The organism is Vibrio sp. QJM3NY_21 (assembly GCF_057785975.1).
On sequence record NZ_CM173514.1, the window covers coordinates 1,100,325 to 1,117,853 of the forward strand.

General features: G+C 44.7%; 15 protein-coding genes. 7 read left to right on the top strand and 8 right to left on the bottom strand.

The window, feature by feature from the left end; all coding sequences use genetic code 11:
* Window positions 1-9: 9 nt before the first annotated feature.
* A complete protein-coding gene (locus tag AC3CID_RS20435; protein ID WP_065206011.1) occupies window positions 10-465 on the bottom strand; it encodes a putative pterin-binding protein in 456 nt (151 codons plus the stop codon).
* 489 nt (window positions 466-954) lie between these two features.
* On the opposite strand from AC3CID_RS20435, the gene AC3CID_RS20440 reads away from it, so the two are divergent.
* From AC3CID_RS20440 to AC3CID_RS20465, 6 genes are all read left to right on the top strand, one after another.
* Window positions 955-1,347: a c-type cytochrome gene (locus AC3CID_RS20440; protein ID WP_488527341.1), complete on the top strand. Its 393-nt coding sequence runs from the start codon at window positions 955-957 to the stop codon at window positions 1,345-1,347.
* 67 nt (window positions 1,348-1,414) lie between these two features.
* Window positions 1,415-2,839, top strand: coding sequence for a cytochrome-c oxidase, cbb3-type subunit I (gene ccoN / locus AC3CID_RS20445; RefSeq protein WP_488527342.1), 1,425 nt, complete (start codon window positions 1,415-1,417; stop codon window positions 2,837-2,839).
* Entirely contained in the window at window positions 2,840-3,454 is a 615-nt protein-coding gene (locus AC3CID_RS20450; RefSeq protein ID WP_488527343.1) for a cbb3-type cytochrome c oxidase subunit II, read from the top strand.
* The gene (locus tag AC3CID_RS20455) at window positions 3,451-5,607 is read left to right on the top strand and encodes a c-type cytochrome (RefSeq protein WP_488527344.1); all 2,157 of its coding nucleotides are present in this window, start codon (window positions 3,451-3,453) and stop codon (window positions 5,605-5,607) included. Before AC3CID_RS20450 ends, AC3CID_RS20455 begins: the two co-directional genes overlap by 4 nt.
* Window positions 5,608-5,860: 253 nt before the next feature.
* Window positions 5,861-6,088: a PAS factor family protein gene (locus tag AC3CID_RS20460; protein ID WP_004730426.1), complete on the top strand. Its 228-nt coding sequence runs from the start codon at window positions 5,861-5,863 to the stop codon at window positions 6,086-6,088.
* 283 nt (window positions 6,089-6,371) lie between these two features.
* Window positions 6,372-6,554, top strand: a complete 183-nt coding sequence (locus AC3CID_RS20465; protein ID WP_004730424.1) for a hypothetical protein — start codon at window positions 6,372-6,374, stop codon at window positions 6,552-6,554.
* 227 nt (window positions 6,555-6,781) lie between these two features.
* On the opposite strand, the gene AC3CID_RS20470 is transcribed toward AC3CID_RS20465, so the two are convergent.
* The 7 genes from AC3CID_RS20470 to AC3CID_RS20500 form a co-directional block, all read right to left on the bottom strand.
* Window positions 6,782-8,074: an alpha/beta fold hydrolase gene (locus tag AC3CID_RS20470; RefSeq protein ID WP_488527345.1), complete on the bottom strand. Its 1,293-nt coding sequence runs from the start codon at window positions 8,072-8,074 to the stop codon at window positions 6,782-6,784.
* A 398-nt stretch (window positions 8,075-8,472) separates the two neighbouring features.
* Window positions 8,473-9,210 carry a DUF3726 domain-containing protein gene (locus tag AC3CID_RS20475; RefSeq protein ID WP_372195261.1) on the bottom strand — a complete coding sequence of 246 codons (738 nt, stop codon included), beginning with the start codon at window positions 9,208-9,210 and terminating at the stop codon, window positions 8,473-8,475.
* A complete protein-coding gene (locus tag AC3CID_RS20480) occupies window positions 9,207-11,021 on the bottom strand; it encodes a hypothetical protein (protein ID WP_488527346.1) in 1,815 nt (604 codons plus the stop codon). The genes AC3CID_RS20475 and AC3CID_RS20480 overlap by 4 nt, the downstream gene beginning before the upstream one ends.
* A gap of 212 nt (window positions 11,022-11,233) precedes the next feature.
* Window positions 11,234-12,829: a BCCT family transporter gene (locus AC3CID_RS20485; RefSeq protein WP_145565452.1), complete on the bottom strand. Its 1,596-nt coding sequence runs from the start codon at window positions 12,827-12,829 to the stop codon at window positions 11,234-11,236.
* A 185-nt stretch (window positions 12,830-13,014) separates the two neighbouring features.
* A complete protein-coding gene (locus AC3CID_RS20490; protein WP_029224917.1) occupies window positions 13,015-14,010 on the bottom strand; it encodes a membrane dipeptidase in 996 nt (331 codons plus the stop codon).
* Window positions 14,011-14,267: 257 nt separating this feature from the next.
* Window positions 14,268-15,728: an aldehyde dehydrogenase family protein gene (locus AC3CID_RS20495; RefSeq protein ID WP_488527347.1), complete on the bottom strand. Its 1,461-nt coding sequence runs from the start codon at window positions 15,726-15,728 to the stop codon at window positions 14,268-14,270.
* 199 nt (window positions 15,729-15,927) lie between these two features.
* Window positions 15,928-16,326: a RidA family protein gene (locus AC3CID_RS20500; RefSeq protein ID WP_004730412.1), complete on the bottom strand. Its 399-nt coding sequence runs from the start codon at window positions 16,324-16,326 to the stop codon at window positions 15,928-15,930.
* 157 nt (window positions 16,327-16,483) lie between these two features.
* On the opposite strand from AC3CID_RS20500, the gene AC3CID_RS20505 reads away from it, so the two are divergent.
* Complete coding sequence (locus AC3CID_RS20505; RefSeq protein WP_171310614.1) at window positions 16,484-17,365, top strand: LysR family transcriptional regulator; 882 nt, start codon at window positions 16,484-16,486, stop codon at window positions 17,363-17,365.
* Window positions 17,366-17,529 lie beyond the last annotated feature (164 nt).

The following is a 17,529-nucleotide window of genomic DNA, read 5'->3' on the forward strand; positions in this document are numbered from 1 at the left end:
AGTAATCCCTTACAAATGAATATCTCGTATCTGCCAAATCATCTTGGCATGGAAATCCGTATTGTTGATGCTTGGATTTGAAGAAAGTGGATAGATCAACCAATAAGGACCTTTATCTCTTACTGACATAAACTCACCATTTTGTTTGATAGCGATAATCGGATGATAATCATCAAAATCTTCTTTAGGTACGGTAATTTTATAATCGTTCAATGCCACAAACGTCACTTGCGACGATATTGGTAAATCAATGGTTTCAAGAATCGTTTGTAGCGTCACACCACTATAAACCGACTTACCATCAACCCAAGGTAGCAAAGTGGTGATTTCTTTTTGAGGCATTAAAAGAAGTTGGTCCCTACTTAACTCATGTTTTTGACCTAAGTGATCGAAAACCGTTAACTCTGAAGCGGCAAAATTGGAAAACGAAAAAAGCGAGAGGGCAAACAAAAGTACAGTTCTCATTCTAAACTCCATTTAAAAAGGTCACTAAATTCAGTCTAGCCTATATTGAGCATTTGACTTGCCTCGCTATTAGCTAATTTTTTCAATCACATAACTTTCATGTTAATCATATAGCTTTCACGTTAATCGTATAGCTTTCACATTAATTGAAGACTCTCCTCTGCTTTTTCATCAATACCGTATTCAAATCCGCAGTGCGACGCTTCTTACCCTTCAAACATTCTCTGTTTAACGATGTTTATTATCAATAACATTACTTTTCGAACCCGGTAAGTAATCCAATTGACCAGGTAAATACGTATCAAGTTGTAAATTTAATAATAAATATGGCTCAACAAGTAGCGGGAATGCTCAACGCTGCATAACCTTTAATCGAACGAATCTATATTTAGAGCCTTTCCAATAGCTTTCGTTCAGGTTGTCACAGCCAAGCAACACAGTTCTTAAACCAAAAATCGCTTGTTAACTTTAGAACCAAGGGAACCAGTAATGAGTTTAAATACACACAAGTTTAACCCCATAACCGCACTTTCCGTCCTTTTAATGACGCTCGTAACGCATCCAGTTTATGCAGAAGTCGACAATGAAAAATTCGAATTGGGAAAACAAAAAGCCAAGGTATGCATGACCTGTCATGGCGAAGATGGTATCTCGACACAAGATCCCTACCCTAACCTTCGAGGTCAGAAGGTCGGTTACCTCATTTCCTCTTTAAAAGATTACCAGACCAGAGAAAGAACCAGCGGTTTGGCGATACTTATGCAGCAACAAGCCGACACGCTTTCCGATCAAGACATCCGAGATATTTCGTATTTCTACTCTCAATTAGGTCACAAAGCACAAATGGATAACGACTCTCAACTAAGCAACGAATCTCAATAAAGATGCACAGACCAGTATTAAAGAACAACTAGACGACGATTCAAAACTTTAGGCAAGGAGCCTTGCTATGGAACAAGTGACAACGCAATACAGCATTAAGGTCGTGAAATACTTCATCGTCGCATCCTTAGTGTGGGCGATTGTAGGTATGATCATCGGCGTGATTCTCGCCGCGCAATTATATTGGCCAGTCTTAAACTTTGATTCTCAATATTTCCAATTTGGTCGACTGCGCCCACTACATACATCAGGAGTGATTTACGGCTTCGTCGTGAATATCTTGATGGGGACGTCGTTGTACATTGCCCAGCGAACAGGTCATTGTGACTTGTTCAATAAAAGCCTTTCATGGATGGTATTTTGGGGCTGGCAATTCATCTTGTTACTTGCGGTCATTTCCCTCCCCGCAGGCCACACCAGCTCAAAAGAATACGCAGAGCTTGAATGGCCAATCGACTTAATGATTGTACTGGTTTGGGTGCTTTATGCAGTGTTGTTCTTTGGCACCCTAGCTAAGCGGAAGGTCAGCCATATCTTCGTGGCAAACTGGTTCTTTGCTGCTTTTATTATCGTCGTTGCCATGATTTTCATCGTCAACAACCTCGCGATGCCAGTATTGGCGATGAAGTCCTACTCTGTGTTTGCCGGGGCTCAAGATGCGATTGTTCAGTGGTGGTGGGGACATAATGCCGTTGGGTTCTTATTGACAGCAGGTGTGATTGGTATGAATTACTATTTCATACCCAAGGCAGCGGATCGACCTATCTACTCCTATCGTTTATCCGTGATTCACTTCTGGGGCTTAGTCGGCTTTTACACATGGGCCGGAACGCATCACTTAGTTTATTCTTCCGTTCCTATCTGGATTCAAAACATCGGAATCGTGATGTCATTGATCCTTTGGCTCCCTTCATGGGCTGGCGCATTCAATAGCGCAATGACCCTTCTACAAAACAAAGAAAAGCTAAAGTCCGACTACATTCTTTTATTCTTTTTCTCAGCGATTCTTTACTACTGTTTGGCAACATTCGAAGGGCCCCTGCTTGCTATCCGCTGGTTCAACATGGTGGCACACAACACCGAATGGATCATCGGCCACGTACATTCCGCAGCACTAGGCTGGGTTGGAATGTCAGGGATAGCGGTTTTTTACTATTTCATTCCACGCTTATGGGGCCAAACCGATCTTTGGTCACGACGACTCATTAAATGGCACTTCTGGCTTGCTCATGCTGGTGTCGCCATTTATGCGATAGCACTTTGGGTCGCCGGTATCGGTGAGGGTTATATGTGGCTCGCTCAAAATGAAAATGGTGAACTGATTTACAGTTTTGTTGAAGCTATGGACTTTAAAGCACCTTGGTTGTTCTTACGATTCTTTGGTGGTGCATTGTTTGTTCTGGGCTTATTCCTTATGGCATTTAATTTGTTCAAAACGGTTCGTATGCCAGTCGTACATGACGCTAAACATACCGTTAATGAGGGGGCTTAAATGATGAGTAAAGACTTTACACATTCAATCGTCATTTTAATTTTGACCACCGTTGTCGTTGCCTCCTTCTCTCTGTTGGTTTGGGTAGTGCCTAGCATTGTCCGTGGAGACGATATTGCCAAAGGCAGCTTAGCAATGCCGCTCACACCTCTTGAGTTAGCAGGACGAGACATTTACATCAGTGAAGGCTGTCATGTGTGTCACACACAAATGGTTCGCCCTCTAGAGCCTGAAGTGAAACGTAATGGTCGTCCGAACAAAGAAGCAGACGATATCTATGAGTTTCCCAACTTGTGGGGTTCTAAGCGTACGGGGCCTGACCTCACTAACCTAGGTAGAAAGTATTCTGACCAGTGGCATGCTATTCATCTAATTGACCCTCGAAAAGTCGTACCGACATCGATCATGCCCGCCTACCCTTGGTTATTTGAACAGACTCTGTCAGGTGATGACATAAGCGACAAAATGGAGACCCTCCGCATACTTGGCGTTCCTTATACTGACCAAGAAATAGGCGATGCCAGATTACAAATAAGAGGAAAAACCAAAGGTGAAGCTCTGATCCGCTATCTACAAAGCCTGGGTAAAGATACGTCACAGGAGGTATCACAATGAGTGCATTTTGGAATCTATGGGCGGTAATTTTAACCTTAATCTTCTTCGTTCTTATGGTGTCTGTTATCGTTAAATATTGGCGTAGCAATCACCAAGCCGATCAAGACCACACCCTTGGTACTTTTGATGGCATTGAAGAAAAAGATGCGCCACCGCCAAAACTACTCTTTGTTAGCTATGCTATTGCCTTTCTATTGTCTGCTGGCTATTTGGTGCTCTACCCCGGGCTTGGTGAATGGGAAGGGTTAGTCGATTGGAAGCAAAGTGACGACAAACTCAGCTCACCCAGCACAACGTTAAACGAGCAATTCTCTCAAACAACGGAAACCACCCTCGAAGGATTGTCTGGCATACCCGAAATAGTAAACAGCGGACAAATCTTGTTCCAAACTCACTGTGCGGCCTGTCACCGAGATAATGCTCAGGGACAAAAGCACTTCCCTAACCTGATAGACCAAGAATGGCTATATGGTGGTAGTGATGAAGCGATCATTCATTCGATCGCCAAAGGGCGAAATGGCGCGATGCCGGGTTGGAGTGAGATAATGCGACCCGATGAAGTGGCTAAGGTTTCTTACTACTTAGCTTCGCTCAATCAACGCCATACCGATGTTCCAGAAGTGAAAGTCAAAGTCGGCAAAGAGCTGTTTGCAAAATACTGTTCGTCTTGTCACGCCGATGGTTCTATCGCGAACCCGGCGATTGGCGTCCCTGATCTTTCAGATGATATCTGGCTGCACGGAGGGAGTATTGAAGAGATACAACACACTATTAATAAAGGCTTGAACAACCTGATGCCTGCGTTTGATAAACAGCTTACGGAAAACGAGATACTCGCACTGGGTGCTTACATCCGACATGCGGGATCAGAGCAGCAGCAAAGACTCGCGAACCTAGAAGCTCAGTCTGTTGAACGTGGTGAATACCTCGCTTATGCCGGTGACTGTGTCGCGTGTCATAGTGCCGAAGGTGGCGAACCTTTTGCCGGCGGACTGCCTTTTGTGACACCTTTTGGCACCGTCTATTCAACCAATATTACTCCCCACACAACAGAAGGTATTGGTACTTATGACTTTGATAATTTCCGAGCCGCGTTAGTTGCAGGTAAAGGTAAGAATGGTTACCTGTACCCTGCAATGCCTTACACCTCTTATCAATACCTCACCGACCAAGACATGGTCGATTTGTGGGAATACATGCAGTCAATCACCGCGGTGCCTCGCCGCAATGACGACAACAGCATGATGTTCCCATCGAATATACGTCTAGGTCTGCTCGGGTGGAACATTGTGTTCATGGATACCGACCCGATTGACTATCAAGTGCCTGACGAACTTAAATCGGAAGTCGAAAACGTTGAGAAATGGCAACAAGGGAAATATTGGGTTGCTGGTCTTGGACATTGCTCTGAGTGCCATACCCCGCGAAACATTGCTCAAGCTCTGATACCTGAACGTATTTTCCAAGGTAACTTGATTGACGGTTGGAATGCGCCCGATATCACGGCCAACGAGCTGTATGTCGATGGTTGGGATGAAGCGACACTGACCGATTTCTTACACACGGGTCACTCAGACAAAGGTACTGCTTTTGCGGGCATGGCAGACGTAGTGAAAAACAGCCTCAGCTTGATGACACGTGAAGATATAGAGTCGATGTCTTATTACCTACTCAGCGGTGACATCAACAACACCATTGCCAGTGACGCGGTTCCGTTACAGCCTAAAGGGTTTGATGAAGACTCTTACGCGACTGACATTTACACTACGTATCGCCAGACATGTGGAGCTTGTCATGGTGACGATGGTAAAGGACGAGACCCAATTGCCCCTACGCTATTGAATAACGGCATTATCATGCACAGCGCCCCATTCAACACTATTGCGGTGACTGTGCGCGGCCTACAACCCACCTATCTCGACAAAGACAGAAACTTCATGCCAATGGCAAGCTTTGAAGATGTGCTGTCGGATCAAAGGTTGGCTGAGTTGATCACCTTCGTGCGATTGCATCTTGGAGATAGAGAGGAACCCGTCACAGCGGAACACGTACGAGAGGTAAGAGAAACACTTGAAGCAGCAGGTTACGCTGGAGGATTACACACCACACCTGAGATGTACGAAAATCGAGATAAGAACATTAACATTCGCTAGGTTCTCGACGTATTCGAGTAGCTCAGCAAGTAATAAGTAAGTTTTATATTGATTAATAAACCCAAAGGAGACCAGTGCGTCTCCTTTTCTTTTACCATAACCCGAGTTTTCGACACTTTGCCGCACAACACAATTGTAACTAACTGATTACACAATTAAGCAGAGCTGCACATAATGCGATCAATCTCGCAGAACAAAGATGACACCAAGTGCATAATACGCAAAATTTTCTAAAGATGTACTAAGGACAGTTATGGATACAACTACACTCATCTACGATACGTTGGAAGGCCTGTCGAGCGCAAAGCCACAGCAACACGCTCAAATCCGCCAAAATCTATATAACCAATTAGATTTATCATTTGAGAAGCAGTTGGCTTTATATTCATCAGTTCTTGGTCCAGCAAGTGCTGGTAGATTGACCGACTTGGATAGTGCAGTGATGTCTGCACGCAAGATTGTTGGCTTAGAAAACAGCTAAACAACCTTCAACCTATCTCAACTTTAACGCTGCCATTGTGCAGCGTTTTTTTATGGACGCTATTTACGATAAGGACGGTTGGTTACGATAAACGCCGTTAGTTACGATAAATACGGTTAGTTGCGATAAACGCGGTTAAGTAAGATAAGTGCAGTTAGGCCTGTTTTTCAAGTTACACGCATTCTCATTTGGTTAATCTTATGTTCCATTTTTAACAGGTGTGCAACCTCAACAATGGCGCTAATGTTAGTAGCACGTTAACCACACACCGGATGGAAGAATCATGAGAGTACTTATTGAATATACACAAACAGGCAAATATCGTGATCATGCGTGGGAAGCACTAACTATTCGTTCGAAAGGCGAAATTCAAGCTGTGACTCCCTCTTATGCGGCTCAACTTATCGAACAGAACCGCGCCAGCTTATCTACTACTGAGAATCAAGATATCGTCATCCAACCTTAATGAGTTTAGGAACTATCCCTCCCGGTTCTTAAACTCTCTGTTCTGCTAGCTTTAGTGATCAATACGATACTGAGTAAAACAGAGTTTGATGACATAAAAAAAACGCTGCACGGATGCAGCGTTTTCTTGTTTCTAGCGTATCTGATTTCTAACGTAGATAGCCTCTAACGTAGATAGCCTCTAACGTACATAGCTAACGTAGACAGCTTTTAACGTAAACCGTCTAATTATTTTGGCAGGTTCTCTAACGCTTCAACCATCGTCATTAATTTATCGACAATTCTTTCGCCATCCACTCGCAAGCCATTGTGTTCATACTCGTTGGTGACCCACGCTTTTGAATTTGGAATATTCGCCAGTGTTTCACGGCTGTAATCCAGTTCTACGTACATGTCGTCAGCGTAAACGGCGCATGCCATTGGAACAGTATTCTTGCTTAGCTGTTCTGCGTTGTACAAAGAACCCCAATCCGATTTCTCAGCCAGAAGATTGGCCGCTTCACGCAGTGGCTTCAACGTTTCTAGTTGATCGAACATCCATGGGTACACCATTTCTCCGGTAAACCAAAACTCGCTGCCCGTTTGGTAGTTAAAGTGTGGGTACTGCTCGCGCACTCTGTGTGCAGACCAGTTAGACGCTGCACCTTGGCAGTAAATCGATTCATGCAAAATAGCGTAGATTGGGTTCGTTAGGTAGCCCTGCTCTTGCTGCATTTGATTTAAGAAGCTGTAGCTCAACTGCTTGCTTCCGTTCACTTCAACAAACGCACTCTCCAGTGTGAAATACATTGGAAGGTTTGCTTCGCCGCCACCAAGATTAATACCGATCAACTGGAACTGTTCAACTGTAAATACCTGACCGTTTGGTAGTCTTACATCGTTGTTAAGCAGGTAATCAGAGATCTCACGACACATAGCTTGTGCTTGTGGGAACTGAGCAAAGAAAGCTCTGTTTTTGTCTTCTACACGCTTGTAAGTCGCACGATAAACATCATCAGCTTCACGCTCAATAGAAGGAATACCGCCCGTCACATAACAACGCTGCAAGCTCTGTGGGAACAGTGACAAATAACTCAGGGTGCAGAAACCACCAAAGCTTTGACCAATCGTCGACCATTGCTTAACACCGAATTGCTCACGAATCGCTTCAGCGTCACGAACGATATTGTCGGCTCTGAAATGCGTTAAGTACTCGACTTGTTGCTCTGGGGACAGATGCGCCAAAGTTTCATGGCTAGTCACTGTGCTGTTGCCTGTGCCGCGTTGGTCCAGAAGCAGAACACGATAGTTTTGCAATGCACGCTTTAGCCAGCCTGATTGACCGCTTACTCGTGGAGAAGGAAAGCCTGGCCCACCTTGAAAATAGATCAACCACGGCAGTTCTTGTGCGTCTTTTGTAACATCAACCAGTTCACGTGCGAAGACTTGGATCTGTTGTCCATCTTTGGCTTGGTAATCGAGTGGCAACTCAAAAGAGTGCTGACGATACAGGGTGGTTCCATCAATAAAGTTAGCTTGCACGCTTCATTCCTTTTTTATCTGATTCTAAAGTCATCGGTACGAATAAAAACGGCGCCCTTTGGCACCTTTAGTTAGCAAGATACGCATACTAGCTTGTAAATGAAACCGTTTGTTTAACATGAATGTGAAGGTGCTTCGTTTAATTGTTCAATTACCTCTAAACGGGTAACAACGTGTGTCAAAACAGTCAATTTAGAAGGGATTTATCTAACGAGAGATCGAAAGAATAAAGTGAAGCAAACCAAAAGCGAGAGGCAAATAAAAAGAGCTTAACGAGGTGAGGGTACGTTAAGCTCTTTGGTTTTATCTGTGTTGATAAACTAACTGGGTTATTTGTCGTTAATCTATCGAGAATCTATTCGTTCTAATAAATCTATCAAATTTAGCGAATCTAGCGACTACGAAGCCGTTAATTCACCTGCACCTTGAGTCGAACGTTGGCTACTTTCGACAAGGATAGCCGTCGCAGTCTCTTTCAACGCGCCCCACTCTCCATCATCAACCTCAATGCCATCGTTCCACGCTTTCTCTTGAGTTTTAAAAAGCGCTTCTGATTCAATGTGTGTTTGGTAGCCATCTGACAAACGTTCGATATCGAAATCCTGGACGGAAAGTTCGATGGTCATATTGTGGATATGTTCGTCCGATGCCAGTGGCAAATCTGATAAAAACAGTTCTGGAGCAACGCAACCACGGTTAAGAACATACAAAGTGCTCTTAGGGTTAGAGCCGTTGTCCCAACGTGCCATGCACGCGATGCCTTTCGCAGCAAGCTTCACAAGCTCGCTGTACGCTAACCAACGGTTGTGGCAGTTATTTAGCTCAATTTTCAGCGTCTTCTTACCAACCATTTTTTCAATCGAATAGTCCATAATCACAGGAAGATGACAGGCTAAGCTCGCCTTGTGTAGGTCAACTTCAACGGTATTATCGCTGCTCACTTGAATGTCTACAGGGCAATCGTCTTCAAGACCCATAAAGTTGCTCGCATTGTTAAAATGACGAACTCCATCCAAACCGACCATTTGTAAATCTGCCACCATGTTCGCTATCACATCAGCTTCACCACATGTACGACGCATACCCAGAAAGGCTTTATTGACGGCCGCTACCAGTTCATTGTGAGAAACGATCATAACGATTTACCTCCATGTTGAGCGTTGATATGTGTAGTAGCTTTTTGTGAGTCAGCGAGCTCCGCTTCACTTGGTGCTTCACTTGGTAAGACTGGGAACACCCATTCGTCCTGATGAATTTCATCAAGCAATGGCGCTCCTTGGAAAAACGTCACTCGTACCCAGCGATCTGAGCGAGGATCAAACTTAGTCGCACCAAACATTGCTAGCTTACAACGCAGCAAGTGCATTGGAGGCGAATCTTGGTGAAGCACATTCATTTGAATGTCGCCCATCGCTTTGTTACCTAGCGTCCACACTCGGCGTGCAATTGCACGGTGTTGCGGCTGTTTAACAAGGAATTCAGCCAATGAAAGCTCAGGCGCGAATTGCAATAAAGCATGGTACAAACGATAAGCTTGACGGCCAATATCCAACGGCAGTTCACGCTCTTCACCCAGCTCTTCACCTCGAACACCGAGCCTTGGCTCTTCTTTGTCTTGAGAGCGATACCAGAACCAGTAGTTGTTCTCTGCTTTCGTAAAGTCGGTCGTGATCGCCCAGCGATACTTCTCTTCTAGTACAACAAGAAGGTCTTGAATCTTTTTGCCGCTAGGAAGTGACAATGTTTCGCTGCAATTCATTTGCTCTTGATGGGCGTCCACTAATTCTGGGTACAATTCCATCAAGCATGAGATAAGGATTTCTTGGGCTTCCATACTCATTTGCTTAGATTGCTCGACTAACTGCGCCCATGTACCACACTGGCTAACAGACGTTTCTAGCGATTGCTCTGTTTCTTTCAAATCATCAACAGCGGCTTTGTTCAGCTCTTGCTGTGTTTCATTGATGGTAACCACTTGTTCTAAATGACAAATCGCTTTTTTAGCTAATGTACGCAGTGGCTCAATCAACGCCGTATCAGTCTGACTCGCTAACACTTCAGCCAATGCATGTTCACGGGTTGTCATCCACTGATCGACAATACTTGGGTGGTTAATCAGGTATGGCGCCATGCCTAAACCTGTCGCATTACCAACGCCTAGGTAGCGTTGCAATCCACGGTGTAAAGAAATCGCTTGTTCGCCGCCTTGTTGCTCTGCTAGGTAATGAACCCAATCCAAGCTGAACTCACGCAGCATATAAACCGCACACATTTGCGCACTGAACGACTGATTAAAATCTTCATTTTTCTCTAAGATCTTGAAGTCAGCAATACCAAATTTGCCATTACCATAAACTGCGGTGGTTCGTAGGATGTAGCCCACTTCAGCCAGTTCTTTGGGCGTTGGTTGAACACCTTTCGCCAAGTGACTCACGATGTGTTCAAACACACGTACACTTTTGTTTGCTCGCGCTAAAACAAGTACGTTATTTGGATTACGGCCCGCCTCTTGAAGCGGTACATTCGCACGAAGTCTTTCAAGTAGGGTGACATCAACATCACCAAGAACAAGCGCAAACGTTACGTCCCACTTTTCAGCAATGACACGGTCATTTCGTTCGTCATCTGCAATTTCATCGCAAAAAACAACCAAATGATAAACATGGTTTGGCGTCGCTAGCTTATAGATAACGTGACCAAAACCTTGAGCGTCTAATTGCCACTCATGTTTCGTCACTTTCCATTCTTGCTGCGCCATTTTACGAATCAGAGTTCTCACGAAGCTGATGCGTGTTTGGTGCATCGCACCTAGCCTTTCCGGTGCCATGACGACGGTTGCGTCACGTAATGCTGATTCAGTGTAGGTAGAACGATGTGCATCCATTTTGCTCACCACCTTATAGTTATAGGATTTTGCTAGCCATTCAGAACCGATCGTTGCCATCATTTGAAGCATTCGTTGTAACAGTATGCTGGTTAGCTTTCACGTTTTTGATAGTTATTGAGGCAAGCGATCTCGCCCCTTATTATTTGTCCTGACTAGATCGATTGACCTAAATACTTTGCCGTCCGGTGTATCTTCACCGGTACAGGTTTTACTGACTTTCGGATTTCTTGCGGGCCTTAATTACAAGGCCCGCATTTGGTCGTTCTTGCTTTCTATAGACCTTGTTCTTTTGCCATCTTGATTGCGATTTGAGGCGCATTCCAAAGTGAAGGAAGTAAGATTAAGGAAACAGGTACCGCAGTGATAACAATGAACGATTGCAGCGCAGAAATTCCGCCTGAACCAAGGGAAATCAGAATTAAAGCTGTTACCCCCATCATCACACCCCAGAAAGTACGAATAATTGCATTGGGTTCTGTCTCACCACTCACAACAACACTGATGGTGTAAGTCATTGAGTCACCTGTCGTCACGATAAAGATCGTCGTCAGAATCAAGAACAAGATAGACGTAAGCATTGGCATTGGTAGCTGTTGAGTTACCGCCAGTAGAGCGCCTGGTAAGTTAAAACCTTCAAATGCTTTACTTACACTGCCCGGATCTGCGATTTCAAATGCCAGACCTGAACCACCAACAATCGTGAACCAAAAACAAGTAACAAACGGAGCAACAATACTAATGGTTGTCACCAACTGACGAATACTACGACCGCGTGAAATTCGAGCAATGAAGATTGCCATCATTGGTCCGTAACCTAGGAACCAGCCCCAGAAGAACACTGTCCACCAGCTCAACCAACCTTCGTCACCACGGTAAGTCGCCATTGGGATGAAGTTGTCAATCATGCTGCCTACACCTTGGATGTAGCCATTGAAGATGAAGTTCGTTGGACCAAAGATCAGAATGTAGACCATCAATGCCATTGCTAAAATTACGTTGTAACGGCTTAGCATTTGCATCCCGCGGTTAAGACCACTTAATGCAGACAATGTGTAAAGAACGATAGCGAACAAGATGATGATCAGCTGTGTCGTGAAGCCATCTGGAATACCAAACAGTTCGTTCAGTGCGTAGCTCACTTGCAAGCCCAAGAAGCCAATCGGACCGATGGTGCCCGCTGCTACTGCAACAATACAACATGCATCAATCAGTGCGCCGGTATGACCTTTCAGTGCTCTTTCGCCTAAAACTGGGTATAGCAAAATACGAGGCTTAAGAGGCAAGCCTTTGTCGTAGTGAAGGTGCATAACCACAATAGACGTTAAGCTACCAACGATTGCCCATGCGAGAAAACCCCAGTGCATAAACGATTGTGATAATGCGTTTACTGCGCCTTGTTGTGCGTTTTCTTGTGCGCCATACAACGGTGGAGGACTCACATAGTGTGCGATAGGCTCAGCTGCCGCCCAAAACACACCGCCACCCGCAAGTAACGTACAAAAGATGATCGCCATCCAGCGGAAGCCATCCATCTCAGGCTTATCGATGCCACCTAGGATAACCTTGCCTGTTCGCCCTGCCGCTAGGCCAAGACCAATAAGAAAAGTCAGAAGAAGAAGCATTTGCCAATATGGGCCGAACACTTTTACAGACCATGCAAAGCCGGTATTTACTAGGGTAGACAGCAGCTCGCCATCAAACAAAGCAAGGGCTACAAACAGAGCAATAAAGCCGCCGCTGTACCAAAGTGCTGGGTTAGTTAGTCCTAATTTATCTGAGGCAGACTCAGACTGTGTATTTTTACTTGCTGTGTTTGCTTGACCCGCATTTACATTTGAAGATTTCACGCTATTGGTTAAATCAGACATACTCTGACTCCAGAGGTTTCTTTGCAGCCGTCATTAAAATGATGACCACAAGAGGTGTATTTAACACCTGCCCTATTGTTTTTGTGTTGGGCAGGCTAATCCATGTTTGGGTTACCGCGTTGCGAAATAGACCGTTGTTCCTTTTGTATAATTGATATTCTTTTCAATGCTGTTCAAAAAAGCGGTTACTTTTTGCTTTGAGGCTCTAAGCCGTCTTTCAAAAAGTTAAACCAGTTATCGCCTAATACTTGCCCGGCTTCAGACTCACTGAAACCGTGACGCATCAATCCGTTATAGATATTTTCCATACCAGAACTCCCACAGAACCAAGGCAGTGAATCTGGCCAACCTGAGTTATTCGCAGAGCCTTCACCGTAGTCCATAGCCTTCGACCAGCGACCATTTCGCATCCACTCAAGAACGGCTTGAGGTTGGTTTAAGCATAGGTCACTGCCAATACCTAGGTGTTCTACGCCGACCATGTCAGCCGTAGTTGCAACCATTTGGCAGAAATCTTCCAAGGTACATTGGCTGCCGTTTGGTAGGTGGAATGGGTATAAGCTGAATCCGATTAAGCCACCGCGTGCGGTTAGAGCCTTAATCACATCATTTGATTTATTACGCAGTGCATCATGTGCAAACGTCGGATTCGCGTGGCTGATACAAATAGGGCGAGAAGATAGGTCTATCGCCTCAAGTGTTGAACGTTCAGCACTATGAGACATATCGATGATCATACCTACTCGGTTCATCTCTTCGATAGCTTGCTTACCAAAGCGCGTGATACCTGTGTCGTTCTGCTCATAACAACCCGTCGCCAATAAGCTCTGGTTGTTGTACGTCAGCTGCATGATCAAAAGACCCTGCTGACGCATCACTTCGATAAGACCAATCTCATCATCAATTGGCGAACAGTTTTGAGCACCTAGAAAAATGCCGACTTTACCTGTCGCTTTTGCAGTTTCAACATCAGCCATTGAATGTATCGGCATAATAATGTCTGCATTCTGCTCGAATCTTAAGTTCCACTCAGCAAAACGAGATAAAGTCTCACGAGCTGTCTCGTGATAAACCGCGGTAGCGTGAACTGCTGTAATGCCGCTCGCCTTTAGTGTTTGGAAATATTCTCTGTTCCAATTGCAGTATTGCAATCCATCTATAACAATCCGTTGCTGGTACATAACCACTCCTATTGAAAGCTCAGTGTTCTAGCTCGGTTTTGAAAACACGCTCAAATAACATGTTTTCAAAAATGGGTTAAATCACTTACTGGGGGCTCAGTCTTTGAAATCTACATTGATTGAGCGTAATTGGGTTTGGATGTTGGCCTGACTCGATAAATCAGGCCAATTCGATAGCTGGATAGTTAGGGTCTGTTTAACTAATGACTCCAACTATCCCGTTCTAGTTAATAGAAATCTAATTAACAGAAAGCTGCTTAGTAAGGGCGCTGATAAGCTGTCTTAACCACGGTATAGAACTCTTTCGCGTATTGACCTTGCTCACGAGGACCGAAGCTAGACTCTTTACGACCACCAAACGGTACATGGTAATCCGTACCTGCAGTTGGTAGGTTCACCATCACACAACCTGTTTGTGCTTGTTGTTTGAACATCGCACTACTGCGTAGGCTTTGAGTAATGATGCCGCCTGTTAGGCCGAAACGTGTGTCGTTTGTTGTCGCGATAGCTTCTTCTAAGTCAGCAACTCGAATCACACTTGCCATAGGAGCAAACACTTCTTCTTGGTTCACTTCCCAATCGTTCTTAGTATTCAAGAACAAGGTTGGAGACATGTAGAAACCTTCGTGTTTCATGCTCAAACGTTCGCCACCAAATGCTAGCTCACCACCGCTTTGACGTGCTTTCTCAACCCAACCAAGGTTTGCTTCAAGTTGGTTTCCATCGACTACAGGGCCCATGAACACGCCCTCTTCTAGTGCGTGACCGACTTTAAGCTCACTCATGCGTTTGATAAGTGCTTCAACGTATTGGTCGTGAATGCCATCCATTACCACTAGACGAGAAGATGCGGTACATTTTTGACCGGCACCCGAGAATGAACCCGCGATAGTTGCATCTACTGCAGTTTGGATATCTGCATCGTCAGCAATCACTAATGCGTTCTTACTGCCCATTTCTAGTTGGCAACGAACGAAGTTTGGCGCTGTTGCAGCTGCGACTTTACGACCCGTATCAACAGAACCAGTAAAGCTCACACCATTCACGTCTTTAGAGTTGATCAGTGCATCACCAACCTTTGAACCACTACCCAGTACAAGGTTGAACGTGCCTGCAGGCATGCCTTGGCGGTGGATAATCTCGGTTAATGCAACTGCACTTGCTGGTGTTAGGTTTGCAGGTTTCCAGATAACGCTGTTACCGAAAGCCAATGCTGGAGCAATTTTCCAAGCAGCTGTTGCTGTTGGGAAGTTCCAAGGAGAGATGATGCCGATAACACCAACAGCTTCGCGAGTCACTTCTACAGAAACGCCTGGGCGTACTGATTCTGCGTTGTCGCCAATTTGACGAAGCACTTCAGCTGCGAAGTATTGGAAGAACTGGCCTGCACGGTAAATTTCACCACGACCTTCAGCAAAAGGCTTACCTTCTTCACGAGAAAGTAATGTGCCTAGCTCATCACAACGTGCAATCAATTCATCACCAATCGCTTGAAGCACTGCTTGCTTACGTTCAATCGGTGTTCTTTCCCACTCTGGTTGAGCGTGCTTCGCCGCTGAAATCGCTTGTTGAACTTGGTCAGTGCTTGCTTGTGCAAAGTTACCGATGTTTTCAGAAATATCTGATGGGTTAATGTTCGCAACGGTGCTTACACCCGCTTGCCATTCGCCGCCAATGTAAAGTGCGTTTTCTGCTTGAACATTCTGTGTTTGAGTCATCATTCTGTCCTTGTAACGGTTAGGTTGCGGTTGAGTCTGGCAACCATCTGGTTAATTAATAAACTGTTAATATTCAGGTGGTTAATTGCTAAAATAAGATGTATATTTTATTTCTAAAGTGAACCAAGTCGCTTGTATCAATAAACCACTTCAATTCAAAAGAGTTTTGATCCGCAAATAGCTTTAGTTCACAGTCTGATTATTCAGGTTGAGACGCCGATGCATAAACCACGAACTCGACCAGCATCTCTTCTCTTGCTAACCCTGCAACGACGACCGCTGCACGGTTTGGATAAGGTGCATTGAAGTATTCTCCGTATACGCTGTTTACCGTTTTTAAGTATTCACGGTCTGTTACGTAAATCAGAACTTGCAGCACTGAATCCATAGATTCACCTGCACACTCCAACGTATGAACAAGGTTGTTAAAAGTCTGACGCGTTTGCGCTTCAATACCGCCTTCTACTACTGCGCCAGTTTCATCAATTGGAATCTGCGCTGTGTATAGAGTGCCGTTATTAACGATTGCCCACTCTAGTGGTGCTTTTGAAGCAAAAAGCTCGGTTTTTACTGGGTGTTTTTTAGTTTGTGCGTTCACGATTCCATCCAACTTTGTAGCAACTATGTTTCAAGATGGTTAAATACTGCACCTTGACGGCTGATAAATCTAACGGTAAATTTTGTGCATTTGATAAATAAAATCTATCACCTTTAAAAAAGTAAGGTATAGCAAGGCCTAGAGAAGGATTCCTGTCATGAGTATTAAGCTACAACAGTTAAAACATTTTGTTTTAGTGGTCGAAGAAGGCGGATTTAGAGCGGCATCTCACCGAGCAAATCGATCGCAAGCGGCACTTTCCACCTCAATAAAAGAACTGGAAAAAATACTCGGTCAGCCACTGTTTGAAACAGGCAACAAATCAACGCTGACACCTTTCGGAGAAATATGCTTACCAAAAATCATTCAATTCCTGAATGTTTACAAAGCATTAGACAATGACCTGCGCGCAGCCGCGGCAGGACAACAAGGAAGAGTTCGAATAGCGAGCGTGCCATCGGTCGCCGCAAAATTAATCCCTAGTGTTTTAGGGGCCTTTTGTGAGCAGTACCCTAATGTAGAAGTCAGCTTGATTGATGATAATGCGGCAGGTGTGGAAGCGAGACTACTGTCTGGAGAGGTGGATGTTGCCCTCGGAAATAGCTCCCATTTAGAAGAAGAGAGCATCGACTTTACGCCTTTACTTTCCGATCCTATCGGTGTGGTCTGCCTCAAAGACAACCCTATCGCCTCTCAAAAAGAGGGAATCGAATGGCAAACTTTGTTAAAACAACCCTTCATTCGCAACGGTACTTGTACCCTACTTGACCCAACACCTGCACGAATGCTCAGCGAACAGGCTCTGTATTCGGTAGAGAACATCACTTCGTTGTTTTCGGTGTTAGAACTCGGGATAGGCGTGACCACGCTACCTAAGCTGGCTTTCCCAACCAATGAAACCCGTTTGGTGTGGATTCCATTGATTGACCCGCCCTTACAGCGTCAAATCGGTATTTTCAGGTTGGCTGACCGCACGATCTCGCCACAAGCACAGGCCTTTCATGACTTATGTATTCAATACCTAAGCTATGAAGAGTAATAAAGGAACATGATTGAAGGCGCTTCCTATAGGCCTATTGATACGACAAACATCTTTAGATTCCGATTATTTCTGTATTGAAACTGTTATTTCTGGGTCGATGCTCCGCGAATTCGTCTGATAATAATTCGACCCAACCTCAGCGATACCTCTATTTTTTAGTC

Bases quoted from the DNA above. Each gene is read 5' to 3' on its own strand.
- AC3CID_RS20435 (WP_065206011.1), bottom strand. From the start codon at position 465: ATGAGAACTGTACTTTTGTTTGCCCTCTCGCTTTTTTCGTTTTCCAAT.
- AC3CID_RS20440 (WP_488527341.1), top strand. From the start codon at position 955: ATGAGTTTAAATACACACAAGTTTAACCCCATAACCGCACTTTCCGTC.
- ccoN (WP_488527342.1), top strand. From the start codon at position 1,415: ATGGAACAAGTGACAACGCAATACAGCATTAAGGTCGTGAAATACTTC.
- AC3CID_RS20450 (WP_488527343.1), top strand. From the start codon at position 2,840: ATGATGAGTAAAGACTTTACACATTCAATCGTCATTTTAATTTTGACC.
- AC3CID_RS20455 (WP_488527344.1), top strand. From the start codon at position 3,451: ATGAGTGCATTTTGGAATCTATGGGCGGTAATTTTAACCTTAATCTTC.
- AC3CID_RS20460 (WP_004730426.1), top strand. From the start codon at position 5,861: ATGGATACAACTACACTCATCTACGATACGTTGGAAGGCCTGTCGAGC.
- AC3CID_RS20465 (WP_004730424.1), top strand. From the start codon at position 6,372: ATGAGAGTACTTATTGAATATACACAAACAGGCAAATATCGTGATCAT.
- AC3CID_RS20475 (WP_372195261.1), bottom strand. From the start codon at position 9,210: ATGATCGTTTCTCACAATGAACTGGTAGCGGCCGTCAATAAAGCCTTT.
- AC3CID_RS20480 (WP_488527346.1), bottom strand. From the start codon at position 11,021: ATGATGGCAACGATCGGTTCTGAATGGCTAGCAAAATCCTATAACTAT.
- AC3CID_RS20485 (WP_145565452.1), bottom strand. From the start codon at position 12,829: ATGTCTGATTTAACCAATAGCGTGAAATCTTCAAATGTAAATGCGGGT.
- AC3CID_RS20490 (WP_029224917.1), bottom strand. From the start codon at position 14,010: ATGTACCAGCAACGGATTGTTATAGATGGATTGCAATACTGCAATTGG.
- AC3CID_RS20495 (WP_488527347.1), bottom strand. From the start codon at position 15,728: ATGACTCAAACACAGAATGTTCAAGCAGAAAACGCACTTTACATTGGC.
- AC3CID_RS20505 (WP_171310614.1), top strand. From the start codon at position 16,484: ATGAGTATTAAGCTACAACAGTTAAAACATTTTGTTTTAGTGGTCGAA.